At 46.0% G+C, this 20695-nt stretch carries 19 protein-coding genes; 2 read left to right on the top strand and 17 right to left on the bottom strand.

The window, feature by feature from the left end; genetic code table 11:
* Positions 1 to 444: 444 nt before the first annotated feature.
* The 4 genes from ONB37_07720 to ONB37_07705 form a co-directional block, all read right to left on the bottom strand.
* A complete protein-coding gene (locus tag ONB37_07720; protein ID MDZ7400032.1) occupies positions 445 to 1056 on the bottom strand; it encodes a superoxide dismutase in 612 nt (203 codons plus the stop codon).
* A 250-nt stretch (positions 1057 to 1306) separates the two neighbouring features.
* Positions 1307 to 1876, bottom strand: a complete 570-nt coding sequence (locus ONB37_07715; GenBank protein ID MDZ7400031.1) for a thioredoxin family protein — start codon at positions 1874 to 1876, stop codon at positions 1307 to 1309.
* Positions 1877 to 2188: 312 nt separating this feature from the next.
* Positions 2189 to 2614 (bottom strand): Rrf2 family transcriptional regulator, encoded by a 426-nt coding sequence (locus ONB37_07710; GenBank protein ID MDZ7400030.1) that lies wholly within the window; start codon positions 2612 to 2614, stop codon positions 2189 to 2191.
* A 540-nt stretch (positions 2615 to 3154) separates the two neighbouring features.
* Complete coding sequence (locus ONB37_07705) at positions 3155 to 4291, bottom strand: alanine racemase (protein MDZ7400029.1); 1137 nt, start codon at positions 4289 to 4291, stop codon at positions 3155 to 3157.
* Positions 4292 to 4582: 291 nt separating this feature from the next.
* Between ONB37_07705 and ONB37_07700 the strand changes: the two genes are divergently transcribed.
* Both ONB37_07700 and ONB37_07695 read left to right on the top strand, forming a co-directional pair.
* Entirely contained in the window at positions 4583 to 5305 is a 723-nt protein-coding gene (locus ONB37_07700) for an alanyl-tRNA editing protein (GenBank protein MDZ7400028.1), read from the top strand.
* Between the two features lie 88 nt (positions 5306 to 5393).
* Entirely contained in the window at positions 5394 to 6173 is a 780-nt protein-coding gene (locus ONB37_07695) for a PhzF family phenazine biosynthesis protein (GenBank protein MDZ7400027.1), read from the top strand.
* 332 nt (positions 6174 to 6505) lie between these two features.
* Here ONB37_07695 and ONB37_07690 read toward each other — a convergent pair whose 3' ends face one another.
* The 13 genes from ONB37_07690 to ONB37_07630 form a co-directional block, all read right to left on the bottom strand.
* On the bottom strand, positions 6506 to 7303 hold the full coding sequence (locus ONB37_07690; protein MDZ7400026.1) for a carbohydrate ABC transporter permease: 798 nt from the start codon (positions 7301 to 7303) through the stop codon (positions 6506 to 6508).
* Between the two features lie 203 nt (positions 7304 to 7506).
* Complete coding sequence (locus ONB37_07685; protein ID MDZ7400025.1) at positions 7507 to 8400, bottom strand: sugar ABC transporter permease; 894 nt, start codon at positions 8398 to 8400, stop codon at positions 7507 to 7509.
* A gap of 220 nt (positions 8401 to 8620) precedes the next feature.
* Positions 8621 to 9694, bottom strand: coding sequence for a glycoside hydrolase family 5 protein (locus ONB37_07680; protein ID MDZ7400024.1), 1074 nt, complete (start codon positions 9692 to 9694; stop codon positions 8621 to 8623).
* Positions 9695 to 10010: 316 nt separating this feature from the next.
* Positions 10011 to 11327 (bottom strand): extracellular solute-binding protein, encoded by a 1317-nt coding sequence (locus ONB37_07675; protein ID MDZ7400023.1) that lies wholly within the window; start codon positions 11325 to 11327, stop codon positions 10011 to 10013.
* Between the two features lie 439 nt (positions 11328 to 11766).
* Complete coding sequence (locus tag ONB37_07670; GenBank protein MDZ7400022.1) at positions 11767 to 13188, bottom strand: MFS transporter; 1422 nt, start codon at positions 13186 to 13188, stop codon at positions 11767 to 11769.
* Positions 13189 to 13298: 110 nt separating this feature from the next.
* Positions 13299 to 14579, bottom strand: a complete 1281-nt coding sequence (locus tag ONB37_07665; protein ID MDZ7400021.1) for a M48 family metallopeptidase — start codon at positions 14577 to 14579, stop codon at positions 13299 to 13301.
* 196 nt (positions 14580 to 14775) lie between these two features.
* The gene (gene ubiE, locus ONB37_07660) at positions 14776 to 15519 is read right to left on the bottom strand and encodes a bifunctional demethylmenaquinone methyltransferase/2-methoxy-6-polyprenyl-1,4-benzoquinol methylase UbiE (protein MDZ7400020.1); all 744 of its coding nucleotides are present in this window, start codon (positions 15517 to 15519) and stop codon (positions 14776 to 14778) included.
* A gap of 71 nt (positions 15520 to 15590) precedes the next feature.
* Positions 15591 to 16079, bottom strand: coding sequence for a D-glycero-beta-D-manno-heptose 1-phosphate adenylyltransferase (gene rfaE2, locus ONB37_07655; GenBank protein MDZ7400019.1), 489 nt, complete (start codon positions 16077 to 16079; stop codon positions 15591 to 15593).
* Positions 16080 to 16241: 162 nt separating this feature from the next.
* Complete coding sequence (locus tag ONB37_07650; protein MDZ7400018.1) at positions 16242 to 17321, bottom strand: HAD-IIIA family hydrolase; 1080 nt, start codon at positions 17319 to 17321, stop codon at positions 16242 to 16244.
* Between the two features lie 33 nt (positions 17322 to 17354).
* A complete protein-coding gene (locus ONB37_07645) occupies positions 17355 to 18056 on the bottom strand; it encodes an SIS domain-containing protein (protein ID MDZ7400017.1) in 702 nt (233 codons plus the stop codon).
* A gap of 302 nt (positions 18057 to 18358) precedes the next feature.
* Positions 18359 to 18655 carry a hypothetical protein gene (locus tag ONB37_07640; protein ID MDZ7400016.1) on the bottom strand — a complete coding sequence of 99 codons (297 nt, stop codon included), beginning with the start codon at positions 18653 to 18655 and terminating at the stop codon, positions 18359 to 18361.
* 111 nt (positions 18656 to 18766) lie between these two features.
* Complete coding sequence (locus tag ONB37_07635; protein ID MDZ7400015.1) at positions 18767 to 19045, bottom strand: M48 family metallopeptidase; 279 nt, start codon at positions 19043 to 19045, stop codon at positions 18767 to 18769.
* 452 nt (positions 19046 to 19497) lie between these two features.
* Positions 19498 to 20695 (bottom strand): type I restriction endonuclease subunit R (locus ONB37_07630; protein ID MDZ7400014.1); only part of this gene is annotated, 1198 nt, incomplete at its 5' end.

The raw sequence follows: 20695 nt of genomic DNA, 5'->3' as shown, positions 1-20695 counted from the left end.
TCCATGCCTCAGGGGTTTCTCGATAAGAGCGGCAGTTTTGGAGCAATCGAATAGTGCAGCCCAAAGTGGTAAATCATTACACCATCACTCCAATTCTCCTTCTATAAATCAAAAATCGTTGATCATTAATCCGAGATCAGGGTCGACCCCAATCAGGCAGCCGACCCTGTCTCTGTGCGGAGGGTAATGGTTTTATCTGAGAATCTCAATCAATTACAAGCAAATACTATTTGGACCGCTAATTTCACGAATTATCCGAATTGCGCCAAATTCGAATTTTGAAAATTAGCGCAATTAGCTTGATTGGCGAAATTAGCGGTCGGAGTTCTGTATTAGACCGCTAATTTCACGAATTATCCGAATTGCGCCAAATTTAAAAATAAACCATTAGCGAAATTCGATTCATTGGCGAAATTGGCGGTCTATTTTCTCTCTTCACAAACCCTAAGATCTCATCGCCGCATGAAATTTATCCGCCACCGTCTTCCAATTGACCACATTCCACCACGCCTCAACATACTCGGGACGGCGATTCTGATATTTCAAATAATAAGCATGCTCCCAGACATCGATGCCCAGGATCGGCGTCATGCCCTCACTGATTGGGCTATCTTGATTGGCTGTGCTACTGACGATCAATCGGCCGTCCTTGACGCTCAGCCAGGCCCAGCCGCTGCCGAAACGGCTGATGGCTGCATTGGAAAATTTTTCTTTGAACGCCTTGAAATCGCCGAATTCCTTCTTAATCGCTGCTGCCAGATCGCCTGTCGGTTCGCCGCCAGCGTTTTTCGCCATGATCTCCCAGAACAGATTGTGATTCACATGGCCGCCGCCGTGATTCCGAACCGCTGTGCGAATGGCCTCGGGCACCGCATTCAAATCCGCCAATAGTTTTTCCACACTGTCAGCATGAAAATTGGCCGACTCCAGCGCTTTATTCAAATTTGTTGTATAAGCCACATGATGTTTGTCATGATGAATTTCCATCGTGCGAGCGTCGATATATGGTTCTAACGCATCATAAGCATACGGTAGATTTGGTGTTTTGAAATTCATAGTTTGCTCCTTCTATAAAAGACTGGTTCACTTTTTTCTCCAAAGGATTAAAACAATCCAACGGATAGAAATTTTAAAAAATAAATATACCAGACCAATTTAGTCTGATTTAATGATAAAAAAATTTAATCTCAAAAGCGAGAGGACAAAGAAACAATCTTATCTCTTAACTTCTGCGACCTTTCAATCCTGAGAACAAAAAAATTATTATCAGTTAATCACGTCCACACCCAATTGCCCAAATATCTAATTATCCAACCCGCCCCGATTTCCACTTGATATTACATCCTATGCTGGGCTTCTGTTCCTCGGGAACAGACTTGCCCGCCAAAATCGCATCCAGTGCAGCTCGAATATCTTTGCCCGTGACGGGGATATTATTGCTGGGCCGAGAATCATCCATCTGGCCACGATAGACCAATTTCAAATTTTTATCGAACACATAAAAATCTGGTGTACAGGCCGCCATATAGGCACGGGCTACTTCCTGGGTTTCATCGTAAAGATACGGGAATGGATAGCCAAATTGCCTGGCTACTTTCTTCATCTCGGCTGGTGAATCCTCAGGATAACCCTCCACATCGTTGGAGCTAATGGCGATGAAGGCAATTCCTTTGGGAATGTAATCCTTCGCCAATTGAACCAGGCCCGTCCGAACGTGCTTGACAAAGGGGCAATGATTGCAAATAAACATAATCACTGTCGCTTTATCTGATTTTAATTCTTGCAGCGACAGCTCTTTGCCAGAAATCGTATCGGGCAACGTGAAATCTGGAGCCATTGTCCCCAGCGGCATCATGTTCGATGGGGTTACTGCCATTCATTCCTCCGCTTTGTTTTAATTTTTACAATGATAACAATAAATGATCATAAAATTTTTGACCGCTAATTATGCTAATTGGTCCAATTTCGCTAAGTCGATTTTATTACGGGGAGCATTAGATATATTACATTTGAATTGTCATTCCGAACGCAGTGAGGAATCTGATTTTCTAGCAAAAGTTGAATTTACAGATTTCTCTCCGCCAATTGGCGGATCGAAATGACACCGATATGTAACCTATTTAGCGATCTTACTAATAACAGATTGGCGCAATTCGTCTAATTGGCGAAATTAGCGCTCCAATTCTTTTCAATTATCAATCGACAATTTCGTATCGAAATCCTTGAGCGTGATTCCTTCCAATAAGCCAACCAGCCTGGACTGAATATCTTCCATGGATTTGCGGATGAGGCAACTTCGCTCTCGCTCGCAGACCGTTTCCTCGTCATTATCCAGACAATCGGCGATGGCGATTGGCCCGTCGATGGCCGTGATAACCGAGGAGATATTGATATGATCGATGGGCTGCGCCAGAAAGTAGCCACCTTTGACGCCCTGCACCGAAATCACCATTCCGCTTTTCACCAGGCTCTGCAAAATTTTTCCCATCAGCTCCAGCGAGATGTCGTACTTATCTGACAGCTCCCGAGCCGTGGTCAGTTCGTCTGCTGATTTTTTAGACATGTGCAACAGGGCAATTAACGCATATTCGACTTTTTTGCTGAATTTCATCATAACCAGTTATACCAGACTGAGTTGGTCTTATTTTTGGTGAAAATAAAAATCATTGGCTTCCAATGATTTCAATGTCTGAAACGCATGGGCATGGAATTAGTTCCGAAATGGGACTGATATGGTCTTATTTGAATCTAAAATTTTAATTTTGACCTAAAAAAATTTTGGTCTCAGAATTGAAAGGCCTCAGAATTGACGCTCTTAATTTCTAATTCTGTGACTTTTCGGTTCTGTGACCAAAAATTTATTGGTTTTAGATTTGAAATGTCTCAGAAATGAACCTTCAATTTTTAGTTCTGTGACCTTTCATTTCTGTGACCCAAAATATCAGTTTTCTTCAACCAAAAAACTATTTTGCAAAGCATCCATTCAGATATCTTTTTTGTATCAAATGCCACTATAACATTGATGATCAACTCTGAATTTCGGCCAAGATTACTACCAATTTACCTTTCTTTTTGACCAAGAATTAATAAAAATATCCTTGAGTTTTGACCATCCTTTTTTCTGGTTCTGATTTTTGTTGAGCCGTTAAGTAGGTTAAGTAAGTTGAGTAAGGGAGGCTGAATGCATCGTCTCAATCGTCTCCCCCTCCAGCGTCAGGTAGCTGCGAAGGAGCGGCACCGTGAGGCAGGAATGGGCGGGAAGGATCGCCAGAATATCCCCAATTTTGACCTGATCGAAAAATTCAGCAGTCGTTTTGATGATCCCATGCTCCTGGGATAATGCCGATACGTAGGTATTGGGAACGATATTGCCCCAACCTCGCTCGTAAAGCGGCGCCACGTAGCCGAAAATCTTGTTACCATCGTGATCGACGATAAAATCTTTCGAGAGATGCACCGCCCCACCATAAATTACAATTTCATCCCGCTCCCTATGCTTTGCCACTACAGGACAGGCCACGGCCACGGCAATATCCTGCTCGGTGCAGGAGCCAATATTGAGTTGCATGACATCATAAAAAACAAAATTGCCAGGTCGAATTTCATCCACACCACTGAAATCATCGACCACGCTGCAAGATGGCGTATCGCCAATGGAGATCTGTGTTGCTGAAAATCCTTCTTCGATCAGCTTCCACTTGAGCTGCTGCAACTTGTGTACGGTGTCGTGATAAATCGCCCTGACTTCATCTGCCGATCGGGCTCGATAGCTATGTCCCGCATGGGTTAATAATCCTTTAAAAGTCATGTTTTTTGAATGGCCAATTTGCCGAACCAGGCCAATGGCTTCATCGACCTGCTCCCACCAGATGCCCGTTCGATGATAGCCGACATCAATTTTGATCCATATCCCAACCTCGGCTTGTAGATTTATATCCAAAAAAGCCACCACCTCTTTAGATTCGACCAGCAGATGCAACTGAATTTCAGATGCCAGTTTATTGATGTTTTCAATTTCCAGAATATTCACAGGAAAAGCGATGGTAATATTTCGCCAGCCATGCTGGGCAAAATAGCTCGCCATCTCCACCGATGAGACGGTGATCGTCTCCACACCAAATTGCCGAAACCATTCTCCGATCTGAGCGGACTGATGGGTTTTGAAATGAGGACGGAAACGAACGCGGTTTCGGCTCGCTTTTTCGGCCATGCGACGAATATTCGCTAAGGCTTTCGAACGATCAAGCATCAAGGTTGGACGGATGATTCCCATTGCTTTCATTGAGGCCATATTATTCTCCTACTTGATTGCATTTGCTTCATGATAGGAATTTCCAGGCCAAGCAAATTGAAGTTGCATTCTTTCGAAAGGAAATCCCACAGCAATGAAACAATTCCCCTTTAACTAAGTTTCAAAATTTGTTTGTTGAAACAGCATGGAGAATTCTGCTGTAACAGTAACGCAGGGGTGCTTCTACAATGACTCCGATCAAATAACATGTTAGAATTTCATCTACCATAGCGAATTATTTATTTGGATTTTTCCAATTTGCATCTAATTTTCTTCTAGGAGGAGCCAATGATGACACAATTGCTTTACCAGACCGATAGCTATCTCAAGGAATTTCAGGCTAGCGTGATCGAAATAAATTCGGCTGAAAACTCCATCGCGCTGGATCGGACCGCATTTTATCCTGGGGGCGGCGGCCAACCGAATGATCTTGGAACGATCAAATCATCCGAGCGAGATTTTCCAGTGACGAAAGTTAAAAGTTTAGAAGGGGTGGTTTGGCATTGGATTGAGGGTCCGTTGCCAGCAGTTAGAACAGAAGTAGTGGGACAATTGGATTGGGATCGTCGCTACAAGCTAATGCGAACCCATACAGCGCTGCATATTCTCTGCGGGGTGATCTGGCGGGATTATGGCGCGCATGTGACGGGCGCCAATATCGAGCCACTCAAAGCCAGGATGGATTTTGAGCTCGAGACCCTTCCAAAAGATTTAGTAAAAGATATCGAAACGAAAGTCAATCTCGAAGTCCAAAATGCCAGGCCCATCCAGATCAAAATCCTTCCACGCGAGGAGGCTTTCAAGATTCCAGATCTGATCCGAACGAAGATCAATTTGCTCCCCGAGCACATTAAAGAAGTAAGAACAGTGGAGATTGTTGGTCTGGACCTACAAGCCGATGGAGGCACCCATGTAGCCAATACCAAAGAAGTTGGGCTTGTTCGGATTATCGATTATCAAAGCAAAGGGAAAATTAACAAGCGAATCTATATTGAACTTAATCCGGGTAATTAGTGATCAGTAATCAGTGATCAGTGATCAGTCTGTTTTTTTGCAGGATGCCGTATGCTTTTCGATGATAAAACCAAAACGAGGGAGGATAATGAAAATACCGCTTTATCAGATCGATGCTTTCACGAGCAAGGTTTTCTCTGGGAACCCTGCGGCGGTTTGTCCGCTTCAGGAATGGCTGGATGATAAAATGATGCAGGCAATCGCAGCGGAAAACAATTTATCGGAGACTGCTTTCTTCGTCCGGCAAAATGATCATTATGCGCTCCGCTGGTTTACTCCCATGGTAGAAGTCGATTTGTGTGGTCATGCGACGCTAGCCTCAGCTTTTGTGATCTTCAATTATTTTGAACCCCTTGCCTCGAAGGTGCTATTTCACACGAGAAGTGGACCGCTCATCGTTGATCGCGAAGGAGAGCTAATGGCAATGGATTTCCCAGCACGAAGAGCCGAGCCCTGCTCTACCCCAGCGCTGCTTGTTAAAGCTCTGGGAAAACAACCCAAACAGGTTTATCGGTCGCGGGATTACATGGCCGTCTTTGAGGTTGAAGCCGAGATCCGCGCCCTCGTCCCTGATATGAATTTGCTTTCTCAGCTCGATGGCCTTGGGGTTATTGTAACTGCCAGAGGTGATCAAGTAGATTTTGTGTCCCGGTTCTTTGCCCCCAAGGTCGGTGTTCCAGAGGACCCTGTCACGGGTTCGGCGCATTGTACTTTGATCCCTTATTGGGCAGAGCAATTGGGCAAGCAAAGGCTGCATGCATTGCAGGTCTCATCCCGCGGGGGAGAGCTATTCTGTGAGCATCTGGCCGATCGAGTGAAAATTGCCGGTCGGGCTGTCCGCTTTTTTGAAGGATATTTGTATCTATGAACCGATGAATTCTTTTGGATTTTCGTTTAAGCTGCTGCAAAAAGAAGCAATGGTAAATTGGAGCTTATTGCTTCTGGGTAGGCAAACGCCTCGTTAGTTTTTGACTGGAAGCTAAAAAATGCTCACATCCCCAGGCAAGAAAGTGGAGCTTTATGATATTTTATAGCAAACACGCCTCTAATTTCATTTTGAGCTCATGCCATTGCCTGCCTTTTTGAAGCGAGCATCGAAATTGCTGCAAAGAAATCCTGATGTCCCTTTGTTTAAAGATCAGGACTGGTGAGGCAGAATTATTGAGATCGCAACTCTGACATGCAGAGAGTGAGGACCGTTCATTTCAATTGCTGCCCGAAGATACCTGCAATGAACCATTTTTGAAAAAATAGAAATAGGATTACAGGCGGCAAAAGCACCATCATTCCAGCAGCGGACAGTCCGCCCCAATAGGTTCCCCAACTACCCAAAAACGATAATATTCCCTGTGGCAAAACCCGCAGCGACTGAGAACTGGTGAGTGCGAAGGAATAGAGATAGTTATTCCAGGCATTAATAAACACGAACACCGCAACAGCGACGATCCCTGGCCCCATATTTGGCAAAACCATGCGAAACAGCACGCCCCAGCGCGAGCAGCCATCAATGCGAGCTGCCTCTTCCATTTCTACGGGGATGCCCAAAATGAAATTTCGGACCATCCAGACCGAGAGCGGGATATTAAAAACCACATTGGCGACGATCACAGCAGCGAGGGTGTTATAAAGTGTCAATTTTTGGAAATAAGATAACAGCGGTACTAGGATGGCGACTGGAGGCAATAAGGGCAAAATCAATAAGAGCGCGCCGAATTGGCGGCCTCGAAACCGCATCCGCGCCAACGCATAACCTCCCAATAGAGCAACTATCAGCGTAATGGCAATCGAACTGAACGAGACCACCGCGCTGTTTCGCAGATAATACAATAATTCTGGCCGTGCAATTATTGCCTGATAGTGGCTGAACGTCCAATGCGTTGGGATAAATTTGCTATCAAATCGTTCGGCAAGCGAGGTCCGTATTCCCCAGAAAAACGGAAATAGAATAAAGGATAAGGCGATCATACAAATGATCGGTGTGAGCGTCCTTTTCACCATATTCATCTCATGACACCAATTAAAATATTCAATCGATTTTTAATGGCAACCAACGCCAAGTATCACCCCGAATTTTGATTTTTTCAATATCGAATGCAGGGCTACTTCGCAAATCCTTCTTTCGTTTCTCTTCCAAGGCGGTGGATCCATTGAATGAAAACCAAATAATTGAATCATAGTAGCCATTCCGGTCAAAACACGATCTAGCGTTCTTCCCTTTTCGCAGCAAATTGGACATAAAGGATCATAAAGATCAATCCAACTAACAGCAACAGGACTCCTAAGGCAGCACCACTGTTGAGATCGAAATTCAAGAAGGATTCTTTAAATAGCCGAACGGCCATGACCTCGGTGCTATATCCTGGGCCGCCTTCGGTCATCGCATATACTGTTTCTGCATCTTGCAAGGTCCAGAGAGTAATGGTTAAAAGCACGATGACCAGATGGATTTTGGTCAGTGGAAAAGTCAGCGTGAAAAATTGTTTCCATTTTCCAGCGCCATCGACCATGGCGGCTTCATACAGCTCCTTAGGGATCATGGCGATGCCAGCAGCTAAAAACAACGTCATGAACGGCAGCGATCGCCATACGCTATGAATGATGATCACCGCCATTGACCAGGTGGGATGGGCCAATAGGACAATCGAATGACCAATGATTTTCTCAATCATCCAGCTCAAAGGTCCAAAAGCAGGATCCACTAAGGAGCGGAACAACACGGTGCTAACGATGGGCGCTACTATCCAGGGCAATAAAAACACACCCCTCAATAAGGACGCTGCTTTTAATTTACTAGTGATCAGCAAAGCCATGCTGTAAGCAATCGGCAACGAAATCGCAAGATTGCCCAGCACGTATAGCATCGATAGTCGAATATTATTTAGAAATCTGGCTTCGGTCAACAACAGCCAATAATTTTTTAAACCAACAAATTGGGTAGTGCCAGAAAGGCTGGTTTTATAGAAGCTCATAACCAGCCCAGTGATCATCGGCGATATTAAAAATAATCCGATCAGGATAAGAGTAGGGGACAAAAAAAGATAAGCCTGGATTTCGCTATGATACCCTCGGTTTGGCAAAGCCTGCCGCTGATCCATTAATCCTCTCCGAATCATTTTATTCAATCAAAAATTTAATACCGTTTTTGCAGAAAGAAAAACATCAACATCGATTAAGACGATCACCTGAGCATCGAGTGAATTGGTGCACGATATTTTTTGAGATTTTGCGATCATAAAAATAACGAGAGGTCGAGCTGCTTGAGCAAAAATTATCTTTTCGCTTAAAACACAAAAGGCCAATTTTGTTGCAAATGATTTAGGGGATGAGTGCTTTCAATAAAGTATCGTTCCATTTTTTGTTGACAGGATCGTAAATGCCAAAGCCAGAACAGAATTCCCAATAAGCCCAGCTAAATTTTCTTTGTTCCGCCTCTCGAGCGACGAATGAGGTCCATTGATAACGGGAATTCAGATCAGCTTTGCTGTACGCGCCGAACTCACCCATAAACAACGGTCGATTTTTGCTTTTCGCCCATGCTTCGGCTTGAGCGAATTCGTTCATGATCATCTGGCGTTGCGCCATGGTTCCAGTCCAGGTGGTTCCCAGCCAGGCATTGCTCCCTTGCACCCATTCTGCCCCCTGATGGGTGAATTGAAACGGATTGTAATAGTGGAATGTGACGATGATGTTCCGATCAGAATCGGGTAAGGTCAGCGTATTTAGAGCAGTGATGCTGTTCCAGTTTACTGGACCAATGATCAATGTCCGATAGGGATTGCTCTGGCGTACCACTTGGATCGCTTCGCTAAGCATTTCGTTCCAAATGGGCGCTGTCAGGTTGGTATTGGGCTCATTCAGTAGTTCGAACATCAGCTCGTCGGGGTATTTTTGATAATGAACAGCGATCTGCTGCCACAAACCCAGAAATCGATCTTTATGTTGCTGGGGATTCTGCATGATCTCATCATAATGATGGATGTTGATTACCGCGGCAAGGCCACGCGTCAGTGCTTGAGCTACTGCCCAATCGACTCGAGCGAAAAAGGCGGGTTCAATGGTATAAGGCGGTTCAGCTTTGGCATGTCCCGACCATTTAATCGGGATTCGAACGCCCGTAAAACCTGCTTCTTTGATCAGTTGGAAATACTCCGCCTGTAGGGTTACACCCCATTCGCCCTCGTTCGGCGCTTCCAGCGCATTGCCCAGATTAACGCTTCGCGCCAATAATTGATTTTGAATAAAAGGATCCAATACCTCATTCGAGGGCGGCTTAAAAGGATACTCATCAGAAGGTTTCTTGGAGTCTGAGTTCTTGCTGCAATTCAAGACAAGAACCGCGATTGCGACCAAAGATAACCATTTGGTCACTGGTGTTCCATGTGCCATCATTTTTTCCTCCCTGGTTTTATGCTACTGACGGATTTTAGCAAAACTTAAATGCTTTGGACATGCGTCCTGTTCTTACGAATCAAGGTAGATAACAAATTCACGAAACGAAAAAGATTTTTGCTTTCCCTGTGGTGACAGACATAATTTGATGACAGACATAATTTGATCCCTTGCAAGTTTTCAGAACGCTTTTGTGCTAATGCGGAATTTCTCTCAGATGAAAACCTCCGTTTATGCTGGAAACGTTCATCTGCTATTGCTATAAGATTATGTGCCGATCAATTTTCATCCGTTTCTTGCATCGATCGGCAAGTTGTTACTCCCCAGCATAGCGACTGTTATAGGAACGTTGAAATTTCGTCAATGTCGCTTCCACTGGGGCGTTTTTGATCAATATTTCCTGGAGCGCTGCTGCCACTGTATTGGAAAGCTCTTCATAATGAGCCGTTGGAGGCATGGATCTGCCTTTGCTGGCCGCCTCGAACCAAATTTTATAGAACTCTGTCTGATATTCAGGAGATTGCCATAAAGATAATGCGGCTGGCAGCCCGGCATCGGGGAACGAACAGAGCGCTTTGGGATCAATGAACTTTTTGAGAAACTGAATGCTTTCGTGGGGTTTTTGACTTAGTGCATGGATGGAGATGGTCCAGGCGTTGGTAAATTGGGCCTGGGGAACGGTCGGAGTAATAAATATTCCGATTTTGATCATTTCGCCATCGGGGGTTGGCGGATAGCAACCAGCAACCAGCCCTTGTTCCTCGAGTGGTTGGATCCAATAGCTGCCCCATCCCCAAGCCATGGCGACCCTTCGATCGAAAAAAGCGCGCATTACCACGTCATCGTAGGTGCCGCTGACCGCCCAACGGGGAATAACCTGATATTTATTCAGCAGGTCGCTCAAGAATTGGGCGGCGTGCACCCCGGCTGGAGAGGCGAACACCGCCTGCTTGCTATGCTCATCCCAGAGTTCGCCGCCAAAGTGCCAAATCAGTGGCGCGAAGGAAATCTCGATCGTGGCCCGCGATGGGCCAAAGTACATTCCCAATCCCCATACATCGGTCTTGCCATCGCCATTTAGGTCTCGCGTCAGCTTTTGGGCATAATCAACCATTTCGTCCAGCGTTTTTGGAGGCCGATCCGGATCGAGCCCAACTGCGGCGAACTGGTCCTTCCAATAAACGCAGACCCTGGTATGCGCCCCCATTGGAATGCCGAGCCATTTGCCTTGCTGCACACAAGCTTGCCAGACCGGGTTCCAAGAGAACTCCGCCTTCTGAGTTTCATCCCAATTCAATAGCGGCCGCAAATCCAACAGATCGCCCACCACCTGGTGTTTGGGCAAAAATTGCGGTGAAGTAATGACAACATCATGAACGATGCCCGCGCGATAGTCTGCCATGCATTTCGTATCGATCTGATCCCATTTCGCCTGCTCCAGCTCCACCTTTAGCTCGGGATGCAAAGCTTGAAATTCAGCTACCCGAGCGTTCACCCAGTCCATGCTTTGCTTACCAGTTGGCCCACCCAAAGCATCATAAATGTGCGTGAATCGAATTTTATTTTGATCATCCTGCGAACAGCTTGAGAGGAGGAAAAGAATAATAAGTACTATTCGAGTTGATTCTTTCATTTGTTCTCAGCAACCTCGATCAGTTGTCAGATATTGGCTCATCGGGATCCACCCAATCAATCCTTATTGAAGCAGTGGTTTTTTATCTCGATAATTAGCAGCATTGGGATGCCTGCATTCGCAGAAATGACAGATTGAACAGCTCATTTTTATGGTTTGTGTCATGAAAGCTAATCAATCAAAACGATAGATACAACAGAAAATTGCCATTGAAAAAATTTAATTGCCTCGGCTGGATAAAAAATCATCCAAAAATCGAGATCATCCTTTTCGATAGCGGGAATACAAAATCTCTCAATACAAAAAATTCAACAACCAGAGAGCTCAATGAACTCTTTCACTCTGAATGTGCACCTCATGATGCAGAAGACGAAAATCAATTGATAAATCGCCTTGCCGGAATATCCCAGTGATCAAATCCACGTGAAGGTTAGTCCATTTAATTGAGCTTGTTTGTCCTTACGCTTCCCCTTGCTAACGATGCAAAAATTCCGGCAAAGCAGAACACTGCGAATATGATAAAAGCAGCCCTTGCAGCGACTAAGAATGCTGGATATTTATCCGGCGTGATTTTCACTTTGCCAATGACTACAGCGAAAATCACCGTGGCGATACCCATACTGAACATCTGTCCGACAAGCCGCATGGTTCCGAGCGTTGCCGAGGCCACACCATAATATCTCTTTTCGACAGAGCTCATCACTGCATTGGTATTTGGGGAGGAGAACAGTGCAAAGCCAACACCCAACAGAACCAGATTCAAAACGATTATGAGAATAGGAGTCCTCTGCTTGAGAAAAATTAGCAGGGTTAAACCGACCACGGTCAAAATCATCCCTGAGGAAGCAACGATCCTCGGTTCGATTTTATCGGAGAGCTTTCCAGCGACTGGGGAAAGCAGAGCCATCACTACGGGTTGAGACACCAGGATGACACCTGCTTGTTGCGGGCTCAGCGCCTTGATATATTGCAGATAGAGGCTCAGCAAAAACGTTACGGCGGAAGTAGCGCTGTAATTGATCAGGGCTGCCAGGTTAGAGAAACTAAGGGGCTTATTGTGCCGAAACAAACGGAGATTGAGCACTGGATGATCGACCCTGAGTTCCCACCAAACAAAGAATGCGATTCCGAACAGGGCAAAGAGGATTAACCAGAAAGCCTCTTGACTGGGCAAGCGCGAAAAACCATACATGAGGCCGACCAACATCAAGCCGTAAATGACGGATCCGACCAGATCGAGCTTTTCGCCTTTCGCCTCAGCCCACTCGCCGGTTAATTTCCAGAGCACGAAAAGAAGGGTGATAATTCCGAGCCCAGTATTGATCCAGAAGATGCTGCGCCAGCCCCAATGTTGGGTTAAGATGCCGCCCATGAACGGGCCAAGCGACAAGCCAGAATAGACCGCGGCCACGTTAATTCCCAGCACTCTGCCGCGCTGGTGCGGCGGAAAAACCGAGGTAAGAATCGCTACTCCTGTGCCAAAGATCATTGCGCCACCGACCCCCTGAATCACTCGAGCGGCGATCAGTTGAAGTGAGGTACTCGAAAGAGCCGTCAAAATCGAAGCGATGGTATAAATTGCGATGCCCCACATAAAGACCCTTTTTCGACCATAGATGTCTGCTAATTTCCCGAATGGAACGAGAAACATGGCAGCAGCCAGCAAATAGGACGTAGCGATCCAGCTCAATAAGATCGCGTTCATCGAGAATTCTCTGGCAATTGCTGGGAGCGCAATATTGATCGAAGATGCCATGAAGGGCGTGAAGAAGGCGCTCAATGTTGCGGCAAATAGCGCCGCCTTTCTGCTGACAGGAGTAGAAATCGTATCTGCCATTTTTTGCTCTTTTGATTTTTTCAAATTCTCTTCTTTTTGCAATCGCCTCTTTCATGATCATATTCAAAACGAAATATCGCAGAGGTCGGATTGCGAATCATTCCCGGGCTTCATCATTTATTAGGCGAAGCTATCTATTTTTCCTGTGGCGTCATCAATTTCAATTGTTCTAATCTCTGCACAATGGGTGGATGGGAATAATAAAGTTTCGCATATAGCGGATGGGGATGGAGATTGGATAAATTGTCCTTGGACAATTTGATCAACGCGCTGATCAATCCATCGGGGCTGCCAGTGAGGTTCACGGCCATTTGATCCGCCTGGCGTTCTTGCTTCCGCGAAAAATAAGCACTGATCGGCGAAAACGGAACCGAGATGATGCTCCCAATGAAACCCAGAATGATCAATTTGACAAAAAATGTCGTTTTGTCAAGATAGTTTGCTGAAGGTTCAATGCCGAACAGATCGGTTAGCCAACTGGTCTGCAAAATTCGAAACGAAATGTAGAATCCAACAAATCCCAGCGCCTCCGAGATGATGATCCGCTTCAAGATATGCTTTTTTTTCCAATGACCTGCCTCATGTGCCAACACAGCCAAAATCTCGTCGTGAGTCATTTTTTGTAATAAAGTATCGTAAAGGATGATGCGTTTCACCTTGCCGATTCCTGTGAAATAGGCATTGGTATGGGTGCTCCGCTTTGAGGCGTCGATCTGGAAAACACGGCTGACCTTGATACCGACCTTTTCGAACATGGCGCGGATCTTTTCTTCCAGCCCCTCATATTCGGTAATTGGGGTGAATTTATGGAAAAGCGGCTCAATCACGTAAGGGGAAATGTACATGAAAAAAAGGCTAAAAGCCAGGAAGAACGCCCAAATCCACAGCCACCAAGAGTTGGGACTGACCTGGACGATCCAGAGCGCAGCTCCTCCAGTAATGAGAAGCAAGATAATGGAAATCAGCAGCGATTTGATAAAATCGGATATCCAAATTTTCGGTGTGGTGGTGTTGAACCCGTACTTGTTCTCTATTTTGAACGTGCTATAAAGATCAAAGGGAATACCTAAGATAGTCGAAACAAGATCGAGGATGAGAAAAAATACAATGCCAGTTAATACGAACGAAAGATCCAGCGAGTTGATCCAGCGATTGTATATCATCATTAACCCGCCGAACAAAAACGCGATGAACAGAATGTTATCGAAAATCGAAGCGATGTAACCGAATCGACTATGCTCAAATGTATAGGCGCTGGTTTTTTTCAATAGCTCACCATCGATATGGCCCTCAAATGGCTTGGGAATGATGTGTCCATGCTTACGCAGAAAATTAAGATTGAGAAATTTCATCCAATAGCCAAATATTACCAGCAACAAATAAATAACCAACAAAATTACCATAGCTGTTGTCATGTTTCTTTTTCTCCGTATGGCTCAAATCACCATGATTGATGAAAAGTTGTTAGCGAGCAAAGATCAGTAATCAGTGATCAGTAATCAGTGATCAGTAATCAGTGATCAGTAAGCAGTAAGCAGTAATCAGAGAACCAGTGATTATGAGATTTGAAATGATCATGTATCGGAATAATGATCGATGCAATTTGACGTTTCAGCTTGATTTTTCCGCTATATGGATTGCGACGTTGCGGAACATCACTGGGAAGCAGCGAACATTCTGCCAGCCAGCCCTGGCTATAACCTCCTTCAGTTCCTCGGCGGTATAGAAATTTTCGATGGACAGCGGCAGATAGGAATAGGCATCGGGATAGGAGGTGAGCCAGCGGCCCAGACGAGGGATGACATGCTGAAAATAGAACCAAAATAGCTTTTTTAAAACTGGATGGCTCTGCTTCACCATTTCCAGGGACGCCACTTTTCCTCCTGGACGGATCACCCGATGTAATTCCCGAAACACCTGTTCAACGCTGACGACGTTGCGTAGGGCAAATGCGGTAAATGCACCATCGAAGACATTATTTTCGAACGGCAAACTCAATGCATCGCCCTGAATGAACCATGCCTTGTTCGCCGCGATCCCATCATTTAGCTTTTTCTTTGCAATCTGCAGTAACGGCTCACAAAAATCCAGGCCAATAAATTCCGCTTCAGCTACAATTTTTTTCGCAGCCAAAATCATGTCCCCAGTCCCAGTCGCCAGGTCAAGCAATAATCCATCCGACTTGAAATTGGCGAGCTTAATGGATTTTCTGCGCCAACTCATGTCCAACCCGAGCGACATGATCCGATTCATGCGATCATAATGATCCGGGAGCGAAGAAAACAGGTTCAAAACATAATTTCTTTTCTCTTCAGAAGTCGAAAACCTTCCAGCAAATGGATTTTTTTCGGACATAAATTTATTCGCCTAAAATCAAATTGACCCTCATTTCATTCTTCTCTGGCCACGGATGGAGAGTCATTCCCCTACAGATCCGACAGCTTTTTGATTTTCTCAACGATAATCGAACTGGAAACTCCAGCGACCATGGGCAAAAGCACGATTTGGCCGCCATAGCCTTCCACTACCTTGCGTTCTGCTTGGTCAATCGTATCGAGGGTATAATCCCCTCCTTTGATGTAAAACTCAGGTTGGAGCTGTTCGATGATTTTGATCGGGCTTTTATCTGAAAAAATGATCACGAAATCAACAGGGCTAAGCGCACATAATACTTTGGCCCGATCTTGTTCTGAAAAAATCGGACGCAATTCTCCCTTGAGTTGCCTTACGGAAGTATCACTATTCAGCCCCACTACCAGATAATCGCCATAAGCCTTCGATCGCTGCAGATAATCCACATGACCGGCATGAATGATATCGAAACAACCATTGGTCCACGCGATCCGCTTCCCTTCGGAGCGAAATCGATCAACCAGGCCTTTCAATTGTTCCAGCGAAACCAATTTATCAATCATATTTTGCTTCCGAGCCAATTTATTTCTCTGCTTTCAGAGCAATGCCTGTCCCTAATTTCGCATGGCTCTCCTATCGCAAAATTCAAGCATTCCTACCATATTAAATCAATTCTTTCATTGTATCATTGCTCGATTGAGATATCTCAAACTTCGGCTAATCGGCTATTCCCGCTCTAATTTTAAAATGGTCTCTGCCGCTTCCAGCAAATCTTTGACGATGAAATCCGGCTTGGGGGACATCGACTCTAGCGCCGGCACTCGTTCATTTTCGATCAGAATCGTTTTCATCCCAGCCCGAACGCCAGTCTCAATATCGATTTCGCTATCACCGATAAAAAAACTATGCGAAAGATCGAGATTCAATTCCTCCTTGGCGCGTTCGATCAATCCGAGCTCTGGCTTGCGACATGGGCAATTGTCGGCCTTGCTATGGGGGCAGAAATAGATTTTATCGATCAAAATTCCAGCTCGAGAAACCTCAGCCAGCATCTTTTTATTGACCCGGTAAAAGTCCTCTTTGGTAAAATATCCAAGCCCTATCCCCCCTTGGTTCGTGACAATTACCAGCCGATATCCCAGGTCCTGCATTTTCTTCAAACCATGGAGCGCGTTGGGAAGAAATTCGAATTGTTCTGGCTCGCTCAGGTAACCGATCTCGCGATTGATCGTGCCATCCCGATCCAGGAACACGGCAGGTCGCATTTTCGTTGGCTTCAGCTTCAAATGAACTGTTCGCTCCTGTTCCTCGACAAATCGATCCCCATCTCCCTGGAGCTGGATCCGCTCGATGATGGCGGTGGTAGATATCGGTTCGTTAACGGGGATTAATCGTACTTCCCCCCCGATTTGTTCCATCAGCGGTTTGGAGGACAGTTGCTCTGCAGTATAATCGCCAGCCTTGAAATAAATATGTGGCTTTAGCAGCTCGATGTTCTTGGCATTGCGCCGCTCATCAAATAAAAAAACATAATCCACCGATTCCAGTGCTGCGACCGTTTTCAGCCGCAGTCGTTCTGAAATGATTGGCCGAGTTGGTCCCTTATATTTTTGGATTGACGCATCCGAATTGATGCCGACGATCAATCGATCGCACTGTGCCCTGGCCTGCTCCAGGAAATCCACGTGACCAGCATGGAGCAGATCAAACGCGCCAGAGGTAAAACCGATGACTCGCCCTTCTCGTCGCATCTGATCACAGATCAGAACGAGTTCGTCTCTGGTTGTAATTTTTTGTGCGATCATGAAAGAAATTCCAAATACCTAATTTGCACCCGCTCATTTCCCGTCTTTAAAAAAATGCGCCTCGACGATGGCGCACAGCGTATGATACACCTGCAAATGCAGCTCCTGAATGCGATGCGTGCTGCTGGCTGGCACGCGAATGGCGATCTCAACCATCGAAGCCAGTTTCCCACCAGTTTGGCCTGTTAATGCAATGGTGCTCATCCCAATCGCTCGGGCCGTGGTCATGGCATAACAGACGTTTCGGGCGTTGCCGCTGGTACTGATCCCAAGGAGTACATCACCTGCTTTGCCCAGTGCAAACAATTCCTGCGCAAAACCGATCCCCGGCACTGGTATGTCGTTCTCCACGGCCGATCGCAGCGAAGCGTTCAATCCCAAAACGATCACCGGCAGGCCATATTCCAATGCCCCAGCCAAAATCTCTCCATCCGGCAACCCCAAAAATCTTTTCCGATCCTCGGCACGAAGGCCGCGCCGACGCTGAAATGACTTCATCATCTCTGCCGAAATGTGCAGACTATCGGCAAAGCTTCCACCATTGCCGCAAACGAATAGCCTCCCATCTCGCTCAAAACAATCTACAATTCGGAGGTAGCTTCGAATGAGATCGCCCATAGTTGGTTCAAAAGCTGGGCTGCGCTCCATGAAATCGACCAAAATCGCTACCACGTCCGGGTGCTGATTGAGAAATCGTTTCGCATCTTCAGGCAGGTTATGAAATATTTTTTGCATGATTCTGTTCTCTCTTGTAATGAAAAATCAATCTGATTTAGGCCTACATGAATTTGTTGTCCTTTCTACCGCTGATTTATGCCATGCAATGTCAATTGCTTGGTGTTTTATGCTTTGAGAAGGGGACTTGTTGGCGCACTTTAATTCTTCCTCCCGCTTGCTCAATTAGCATCTATGAGCATCATCTTGAGCTCGCTTTTATGCCAGCTTGACCACTGTTTAACGCTGCTGACCGATCAAAATATCCTGTTTAATATGATCGCCTTGCCAAGCCGAATAAAATTCACCAGGATTTTCACCGGCTAAAGATCATCTCTTAATTTGCGATATAACTTTTGCATCTTTTCACATTCGCAGCCCGAGATGGTAACAGCCGTGCCAGCCTGATTCTGGCATCGAACCGCCTTCACCATCACTTCGCAATTGTGAAAAAGTCCATAATCACTTTTAAAATGCACCCATTTCCCTTTAGCGTCGGCGCCATCTTTTCGTCGATTCAAATGCGAACCCTGGGGCACATTTTGGGCAATCAGATTGGCAGCGCTGGCAATGACCTGAGCCGGAGAACTGAGGATCACAAATTCATCATAGGTTTTCATCTTTGTCTTCTTAGCATCTTTATTCAATGGTTCTACTGACCGATCACTTGCAAGGACCGATCAGTAACGACTTTAGCCCTGAACAGTCAATATCAGCTACCGATCAGTTTTTCAGCTTTCTCCTTTTAATTTCTGCCAAAACACTTCAAACATCCGCTGAAACATCAACCCGTGATTTGGATATTTCAAATGCAGCAACTCATGCAGCACCTTCTCCAGCCGCTCGTTATGCGACAGATGCAGAATCTCGCTGTTGAACGTCAATCGCCCTCGGGACGAGCAACTGCCCCATTTGCGTTTCATCTGGCGCAGGTGAATCTCTTTCACTACCACGCCGACCTGCTGCGCCCAGCTCGATACTTCCTGTTTGAATTCACTGGCTGCGATCATGATTTGCTCTGCTTTCGCTTTTCAATTGAATTGATAATAGCCCACGGATGACACGGATCACACTGATTAACACGGATTTTTGATAGCTGTATTTACTAATTCAGACCTTTTAATCTCATTGAAATTTAAATTAATGGATCCACAAAGATTGATGGATCAATCCGATTAAACCTTATAAACCTTAGTAGTTGATGATGAACAACAGCGACTAAACCTTATTGGCTTATTTTTCTTTTAGGTAGTAATCCTAATAAGCTAATAAGGTTCATGCATTCTTGAATCAGCTCTGCTACTAAGGTTAATAATATTTTCATTAGCCATCATTGGATTGGAATAAAAATCATTAACATCGTCTTATCGAGTATTTCTTTCGGTCTCTTCAAAAGGAAAGAACGAGCTAAAAAATCGTGCCACTTCGCCTCATCCGTCTCATCCGTGTGCTATCGAAAGCTTTACACCGAATCCCCCTTCAGCACCCGCATGATGGTCTCGCTGATCGCTTTTACCCGCTCCATGTCTTTCAGCCCGCTTTTCACCAACACCGAAAAAAGCTTGCTCCTCACCTCCCGCTCCTGCGCCGAGCTGGTGCGGAAATGGGGATAGCGCTGGAACGTCTCGATCATCTGATTGGCGCAGGCCTCGGGCGAACCAATCCCCTCATTCTTCAACACCCAGTAGATCGAAAAAATCTCCTTCGGCAAATTTTTCGCCTGTTGCTCAGCCCTCGCTTCATTGATTTCGACGATCAATTTTTTCAGCTCCTCCAGCGCCTCCAGCGTCTGCTTCTGCCCGCTCTTGAACAGCTCGATGATCAGCGCCGCCTTCTCGCCGATGGATTTGAGATAGGGCTGCGCCCCAACATGCTCCCGCACCTCTTTCTCGATGCTCTTCAACAAGTTGAACACCCGCTCCGTGTCCGAAACCTGGCTCTGCTCAATCAATTCCAGCGTTCGGTCATTGATCTGATAGACCTCGATGGTATCCCGAATGCGGCCACCCGACGTGTGCTCTTGCACCAGTTGCGCTACCTTTTTGGAGAAATCCCGATCCACATCGATCCCAGGCTCGTACGCCTCCCGCAGCATCCGATACATCCGTGCCAGCGTCTCCATGTCGTTGATGTACGGCCGCAGAAACGCATCAGGCGAGATGATGTCGTAGCTCTCGGACAGCCCCTTGAAAAATTGATAGAACTCCTGCCTGATCGTCTCATCTTGAAAATGGACCAGCACCGCCTCCACCGCTTTGTCGCCATAATGGCCCCGAATGACCGACAGATAATGTTCACGGGCGAACTCGATCTTCTGGCCGAAATCCACTTTCAGAAGCTCGATGTCCCGCACCACGCCCTCGATGTCCTGCGAGTCGAACGCCAGCGCCTTCTCCAGATTCGCAAAGATGCCCACAAAATCCAGCACCAGGCCGCACGGCTTGCCCTTGCCCTCAGCCTCGTACGGCCGATTCACCCTGGCAATGGCCTGCAACAGCACATGATCCCGCATCGGCTTGTCCAGATACATGCAGTAGAGCACAGGCGCATCAAAGCCCGTGAGCAGCTTTTCGGTCACGATCAAAATTTTGGGCAGCGCATTTGGGTCACGGAATTTCTTCCGCACCCGCTTCTCTGCCTCTTCAGAGAGATGAAATTGC

This window comes from candidate division KSB1 bacterium, assembly GCA_034506395.1.
In the GTDB taxonomy this organism is placed as follows: Bacteria; Zhuqueibacterota; Zhuqueibacteria; order Thermofontimicrobiales; family Thermofontimicrobiaceae; genus Thermofontimicrobium.
The sequence above is the reverse complement of the archived record's forward strand: the minus strand, read 5'-3'. Positions and strand labels throughout refer to the sequence as shown.